The organism is Mycoplasmopsis primatum ATCC 25948, assembly GCF_000702785.1.
Classification (GTDB): Bacteria; Bacillota_I; Bacilli_A; order Mycoplasmatales; family Metamycoplasmataceae; genus Mycoplasmopsis; species Mycoplasmopsis primatum.
Map to the genome: position 1 here is coordinate 1 of NZ_JNJV01000038.1, position 6,917 is coordinate 6,917.

Annotated in this window: 7 protein-coding genes; all 7 read right to left on the reverse strand. The window is 27.9% G+C overall.

The window, feature by feature from the left end:
- Positions 1–338: type I restriction-modification system subunit M N-terminal domain-containing protein (locus T386_RS0103780; RefSeq protein ID WP_029513801.1), on the reverse strand; the 338-nt coding region annotated here is incomplete at its 3' end.
- 203 nt (positions 339–541) lie between these two features.
- Positions 542–1,978, reverse strand: coding sequence for a pyruvate kinase (pyk, locus tag T386_RS0103785; RefSeq protein WP_029513802.1), 1,437 nt, complete (start codon positions 1,976–1,978; stop codon positions 542–544).
- Positions 1,979–2,123: 145 nt separating this feature from the next.
- Positions 2,124–3,605 carry an MAG1430 family protein gene (locus T386_RS0103790; protein WP_029513803.1) on the reverse strand — a complete coding sequence of 494 codons (1,482 nt, stop codon included), beginning with the start codon at positions 3,603–3,605 and terminating at the stop codon, positions 2,124–2,126.
- Positions 3,606–3,658: 53 nt separating this feature from the next.
- Positions 3,659–4,243 carry a ribosome biogenesis GTP-binding protein YihA/YsxC gene (gene yihA, locus T386_RS0103795; RefSeq protein ID WP_029513804.1) on the reverse strand — a complete coding sequence of 195 codons (585 nt, stop codon included), beginning with the start codon at positions 4,241–4,243 and terminating at the stop codon, positions 3,659–3,661.
- Entirely contained in the window at positions 4,243–4,665 is a 423-nt protein-coding gene (gene coaD, locus T386_RS0103800; RefSeq protein WP_029513805.1) for a pantetheine-phosphate adenylyltransferase, read from the reverse strand. The genes yihA and coaD overlap by 1 nt, the downstream gene beginning before the upstream one ends.
- A gap of 6 nt (positions 4,666–4,671) precedes the next feature.
- Positions 4,672–5,865 carry an acetate/propionate family kinase gene (locus tag T386_RS0103805; RefSeq protein ID WP_029513806.1) on the reverse strand — a complete coding sequence of 398 codons (1,194 nt, stop codon included), beginning with the start codon at positions 5,863–5,865 and terminating at the stop codon, positions 4,672–4,674.
- Positions 5,866–5,867: 2 nt separating this feature from the next.
- The gene (locus tag T386_RS0103810) at positions 5,868–6,824 is read right to left on the reverse strand and encodes a phosphate acetyltransferase (protein WP_029513807.1); all 957 of its coding nucleotides are present in this window, start codon (positions 6,822–6,824) and stop codon (positions 5,868–5,870) included.
- Positions 6,825–6,917 lie beyond the last annotated feature (93 nt).

Genomic DNA, 6,917 nt, shown 5'->3' on the forward strand with positions numbered 1-6,917 from the left:
TTTAGATTAGCATCATCTTGTGCACACTTATTAACATTTGTAAAAAGCTGTGATGGCATAATGAAAAAACCTTTTTCATCAACCACAGCTTTTTTTCAATCATCAGTTATGTCACTATCATTTAATTGAGCATAGTCTTCAAATTGAGGATCTTCACATTTACTTTCATAGTCATTTATATATCTACAAATATTTTCTGAAATAAATCTATAAAACAAGAATCCTAAAACATATTGTTTAAAATCTCAGCCATCAATTGATCCTCTTAATTCGTCAGCTATCTTTCATATAGTATTATGAAGATTAGCTCTTTCAATTTCTTTTTTATTATCTCCCATTCCACACTCCTAAAATTCCTAACATAATTATGTTTTAACATTATATTAAATTAATTGATAACTGGGTCATAAATACCATTTAAACCTTTTGCGGGTAAATTTCTAAAAAACCTATTTTATAGGTGTTTTATAGAACAAGCAACTGTTAGTTTAATACATAAATTCATTAAAAAAACTGAAATAAAATTTCAGTTTTTTATTCATTATTCAATAGTTTTTTCAATAAGGCTTTCATTTTCAACAACTAAAATTCTATCGCCTGGTTTAGCGCCATAAGGTTGCAATACTTCAAGTGCTTTACTTTTATCTTTTTTAATTGAATCAAAGTATTTAATTGAATCTAATGAAACTCACACACTAGAAGTAATTCCAAATTCGCCGATCATATTTGGATCATTTACTATACCAACAATGATTGTATTAGGTCTAAACTTAGCAACTTCTGTAAGTAATTTTCCTGTTCTTGATAAAACAACAGCAAATTTATAATCACCAAAGCGAGCACGGTTAGCTACTTCATATGCTATTCTAGCACGTTTGTTTTCTTTTAAATTCGATCTTCTTCTAACTTCTTCAAGTTGAATATCATAGTAAGTTTTATCATAGAATTCTAATTCAGCACGTTTATTAATATTAGTCATAGTAATAACGGCTTCAAGTGGATATGCACCACTAGCTGTTTCGCCTGAAAGCATAGTAGCATCAGCACCTAATTCGGTAGCATAATAAACGTCAGTGACTTCGGCTCTTGTTGGATTAGGATTATTTTCCATAGAATCGAGCATTTGAGTAGCAATAATAATTGGCTTGCCTGCTTCACGGCATTTTCTAATCATTACTTTTTCAAAATAAGGCACATCATAATAAGGTATTTCAAGACCAAGATCACCTCTTGCTACCATCACACCATCTGATTCATGAATAATTTCATCAATATTTTTGATTCCTAAATGACTTTCAATTTTAGAAATAATTTGAATATGTTTTCCACTATTTTCATCTAAAAGCTTTCTAAGGTCTTTAACATTTTTGGCGGAATTAACAAAAGAAGCGGCTATGTAATTAACACCTTGTGCTATACCAAATTTAATATCATTAATATCTTTTTCAGATAAAAATGGTAAGGTAAAATCAACACCTGGAAGATTAATTCTTTTATTTGATTTTAAATTATGCGAATTAAGAGTTTTAGCATAAACTACATTCTTAGCAATTTTAGTAACAATAGCACTAAGCTTACCATCATCAAAAAGAATAACATTGCCTTCTGCTAGGTCTTTAGACATATCATATGAAACTACTAATTCGTTTTGGTTACCTTCAAAATCAGCAAAATCAGCATTATATGAATAAATCTTAATTTCATGATTTGATGGTATAAATTGCACACCATTAGCCATCTTGCCCACTCTAATTTCAGGACCTTTTGTATCTAACATTAAAGATATTGGTAAATGCATATCTCTTGATATTTTTTTAGCAATATTAAACTTATTTAGATGTTCTTCATGTTTTCCGTGACTAAAATTAGCACGAACACATGTTGCGCCTGCTTCCACGAGCGATCTTAAAGTATTATAGTTATCACTTGATGGGCCAATTGTAACTACCAATTTACTTCTTTTATCTGTTAAATTCATGATTCTCCTTATTAAATGTTAGTTGTTGTATATAACTTTCTATTTAATTTTACTGGTTTCAAATTGATATATTTATAACCTTTTATATTGGGCTTCATTTATTGGGAAATATTTACATAAAAAAAGCATCGTCGGATGCTTATTTCTACATTGTTTTCATACCTGTTACATTAATATAAGAAATATATGATTCTGTATACCCGTTTTCTAATTTAATGCTAATTTTTATAGCAATAACTGCAGAACCTTCTTTATCATTTAATTTAATAAATGGTGTTCTTGAATTTTTTTCAATTTGAGCTTTATTAGCTTCATCTTTATAATAAGCTTCAAATTCTTTCAATTGTTTGATAATGCCACTCTCTTCTTCAACTTGTAAATATGAAAGAGTGTATTTACCAGTTTTAAAATCTTTTTTAACATTTTCGGGCGCATCATCTTTAACAAACAAATTGAGACCTTTGATGTAGCCATTTGATGAATTTAAATAATCAGCTAAACCAGAGCTATATCTAGCATATTCTAAACTTGAAGGCAAAATTTCATTTAGTTTATTTTTTGAATGAACTGCTGGTGCAATAGTTATATATTGAACTATTGATTTCATGTTATTGTATTCAATTTGTAAAGGAGTAGTTATTTCTTTACTGATATAAACTTTTTTAGATGAATTTAAATCTTTGTCATCACTATATTGTGCTTCTGGAATAAAAACATAAGCATAATAATGTATGTTTCATGAAGATGCATCTTTAGAAACTCAAACAGGTTTATCTGTATCTATTAAAAATTTAAAAGCATGCTCTTCAGCTGTTTTTTTAGATGATGATGAATACGAAAGAAAGCTACTAAATGTTGAGTGTACTTTTTTAATGCTTTCTGCTGAATCTTGCTTTTTGGTAGGTATTTTAGAAGAATCATTACCAGTTAAATCAAATATATCATCAAGCGAATTAATCTCACCTTTAAGCAATTTATTTCTCGTTGTTGTTGAAAGTCTAAAACCATGTTGACTTGGAGCATAATTATTTTTTAATAACAAATCTTCGTTTTTTTGTATATCAAACTTTTTAAAATTTTCTAATTTAAAATCAACTCATACTCAATTTTTCGATCTTTCATTATACTCACTAGTAGAGCCTACTGGTGAAGCACTTGATGCAGGTTTTTTTTCAAAATAAATCCTTAAATAAAGTTCTCCTGTAAAGTCATTAGCAAAAGAGTGATAATAAATAAAATAGTTCTTTTTAAAATCTTCAAGAGAATAATTAACATTTCTATTTAACAAAATAAAAGGTATTTTAACATTTCCAGCACTCTTATTTTCTAGTGCACTTCAATAAGAAGTATTGATTTTAGCTGTTGGTTCTTTTTCAGTATCAATAGAACGTCCGAAAAATGATTGATATGCAAATTCACTAGCATATTTTTTGCTAATGTCAAAATTATTATAATTTGGATTTAATTCCAATTTGAATTTTTTAACCTTAGCAATTACAGCATCAATATTGTTAGAATTTGCTTGTTTAACGTAATGATAAGCAATGCTAGAACCTATTAAAGTTCCAGCAGAAGTGCCAAATAATATTGAGCCAATTAAAATTTTCTTTTTTAGATTTTTTGCCATATAACCCTTTATTTTAATACTATCTATAATTTAAACACACATATTCTATCACATTAACCAATATATACATTCTCATTTATGTAGCTGATTAAATCGTCAATACCAATATTTTTAGTACTTGAAACTAAAAAATATTGTGTGTTTTGTGTTAAAACATCATCCTTTAAAAATTCATTATGTTTCTTAATTAAAGCTGATTTTTCTTTTTGATTTAGTTTATCAATTTTGGTATAAATCAGATGAATTTGTCAATTTGTATGCTTTAAAAAATTAATTTTTTCAATGTCAATTTTTCCTATGCCTATTCGCGAGTCAATAAGCAAAAATATTGTTTTAGGACTATGATCGTTAAGTAAAAACAATTCAATTCAATAATTCATTTTTTCAATTTTTTCTTTTGATAATTTAGCAAAACCATATCCTGGCAAATCAACTATATATCTTGAATCTTCTTGGAAATAATTAATAAATTGAGTTCTACCTGGTTGTTTTGAAACATATGAAATTTTCTGATTAACCAATGAATTTAATAATGAACTTTTGCCAACATTTGAACGCCCCCAAAAACATAACTGGTGATTATTTTGGCAATCTAACCAAGTATTTTTTTCAAGAGCTGACTTTACAAATTTCCACATTATTTTCCTAACTTTTTCTTGTGTCTTAATAATGTTGATGAGTAGTTAATCATTGAATAATCAGGCATAATTAAAACTGTTTCAAGCTGATTATTAACACAATGATTACCGGCTGCTAGTTCTATTTCATATTTATAGTCAGTATCATTTCTAGCAGAGCGAACTAAAAAATTAACTCCTAATTCCTCTGCTATATTGCCTATTAATTCATTTTTATTAATTAACACTTCAACATTGTTAAAAGACGATAATTGTTTTTTAACATAATCATATCTTTGCTCAATATTCTCTAAATTATCTTTATCAGGATTAATGGAAACAATTACAAAAAGTTTGTCAAAAATTTTTAATGCTTTTTTGATTATTTCGATGTGACCTTCATGAAGTGGATCAAATGATCCAGCATAAATGGCTTTTTTCATAATACATTATTTATATAAATCAATTGCTTGTTTAGCGATTAAAAGTTCTTCGTTTGTTCTGATAACAAATACTTTAACATCTGAATCTTTTGATGAAATTTCTAAATAATCACCAATTTTGCCATCATTTTTTGTTTTATCAATTTTTATATTAGCAAAGTGCAAATTATTGATAACTTGTTCTCTTAATAATGGTGTGTTTTCTCCAATACCAGCCGTAAATACAATGGCATCAATTTTGTTTTCAAGTTTGTTAGCATACATTGCTACATAATCAACTATTTTTTGACAATACAAATCAAAAGCAAATTTAGCTTGCTTATTGCCTTTATCAATAGCAGCGATGATGTCTCTCATATCATTTGAAATACCTGAAACACCTAACATACCTGATTTTTTATTTAAAATATCAGTAAATTCATCAATTGAGATATTTAAGTTTTTCATAACAAATTGATGAATAGATGGATCGATATCTCCTGAACGAGAACCCATCATGATTCCAGCTAATGGGGTAAGCCCCATAGATGTATCAATTGATTTGCTATTTTTAATAGCACAAATAGAAGCTCCATTACCAATGTGTAAGTTAATTACATTCACTGATTTTTTATTAAGTATTTCTTCGACTTTTAATGTAATAAATTCATGACTGATTCCATGTGCTCCATAACGTCTAATTTTAAATTTTTCACTTAATTCATATGGAATAGGATAAATAGCATTTATATCAGGTATTGATGTATGAAATGCTGTATCAAAATTAGCTGATAATTTAGCATGTGGCATAACTTTTTGAAATGCTCTAATGGCTTGCAATGCACCTGGATTATGCAATGGTGCATACATTTTAACTTCATCAATTAATGCAATTTCTTTATCTGTTAATTTAGTTGCCTTACTAAAATAAGGTCCACCTTGTACAACTCTAAAACCAATAAGTTCAATTTCTTTTGGATCAGTAATAATTTTATTTTCTTCCATTATTTCAAGAATGTGTTTAACAGCAACACTGTGATCCGGCATTTTAACTTGCTTTTCAAATTTTTGACCATCAAATTTAATTGTAATATTTCCGCCACCTGGTTCGGTAATTCTTTCGGCTAAACCATTAGCTATTACATTAAGTTTTTCCTTATCAAATAATTGTAATTTGATAGAACTGCTTCCGGCATTTATAACTAAAACTTTTTTATTCATTACTACTCCTTTGTATTTGCTTGAATTGATGTAATTAAAACTGTATTAACAACATCATCTACCATACTTCCTCTAGAAAGGTCATTTACTGGTTTATTAACACCTGTAATAATTGGTCCAATTGCTCCAAATTCACCTAATCTTTGAGCTATCTTATAACCTATGTTGCCGGCTTCAAGATTTGGGAAAATAAAGACATTTGATTTACCACTAAAAGAATGTTCTTTATATTTTTGTGTTCTAATAGAATCACTAATAGCAGCATCAAATTGGACTTCACCAATAGCAGGAATGCCTTTATAATTTTTATTAAATTCAACTGTTGCTTCTTGAACCATTTTAGTTTCAGGAGTAACAGATGAACCGCTTGTTGAAAAACTTAAAAATGATATTTTTGGTTCAGTAGTAAAAGAAATAGCAAACTCTGCAGCATTATTAGCTATATCAACCAATGCATTTGCATCTGGCTTTGGATTAACCGAAATGTCGCTGAAAAAGTAAGTATCATCATTTTTGTGCATTATCATAACTGATGAGATTGTTTTAATACCTTTTTTAGGACCTATAACTTTAAAAGCTGCTCTTAAAATATCAGCTGTTGAAAAATTAAGACCACCCACTACTCCATCTACTTCATTAGTTGCTAAAAGCATCATAGCATAAAAAGGTCTTGTTTTTAAATTCTTACGAGCAGTTTCAATATCATCCTTGCCTTTACGCAATTCAACATATTTTTGGGCTAATTGTTCAATTTTATTAGCATCAGCATTCATATTAATAATTTTTGCTTTTGTATTTGTTTTATAGTCTTTTTCAACTAAGAGAGTTAATTCAATATTAGGATATTCGCTAAGTTTTTCAACTGCACCGACTGTTCTTTGATCGTCGCCATCAACAAGTAAAATTTTTGTTTTAGGTAGTTTTTTTACCTTAGCAATCAATTCATTTTGAAAATTCATTTTAACCTCCATTTGATTAAAAAATAACATTTGTTATTATATTAAAAATAATATTAATATCAAATATCTAAATTATGAACCTTAATTATTTTC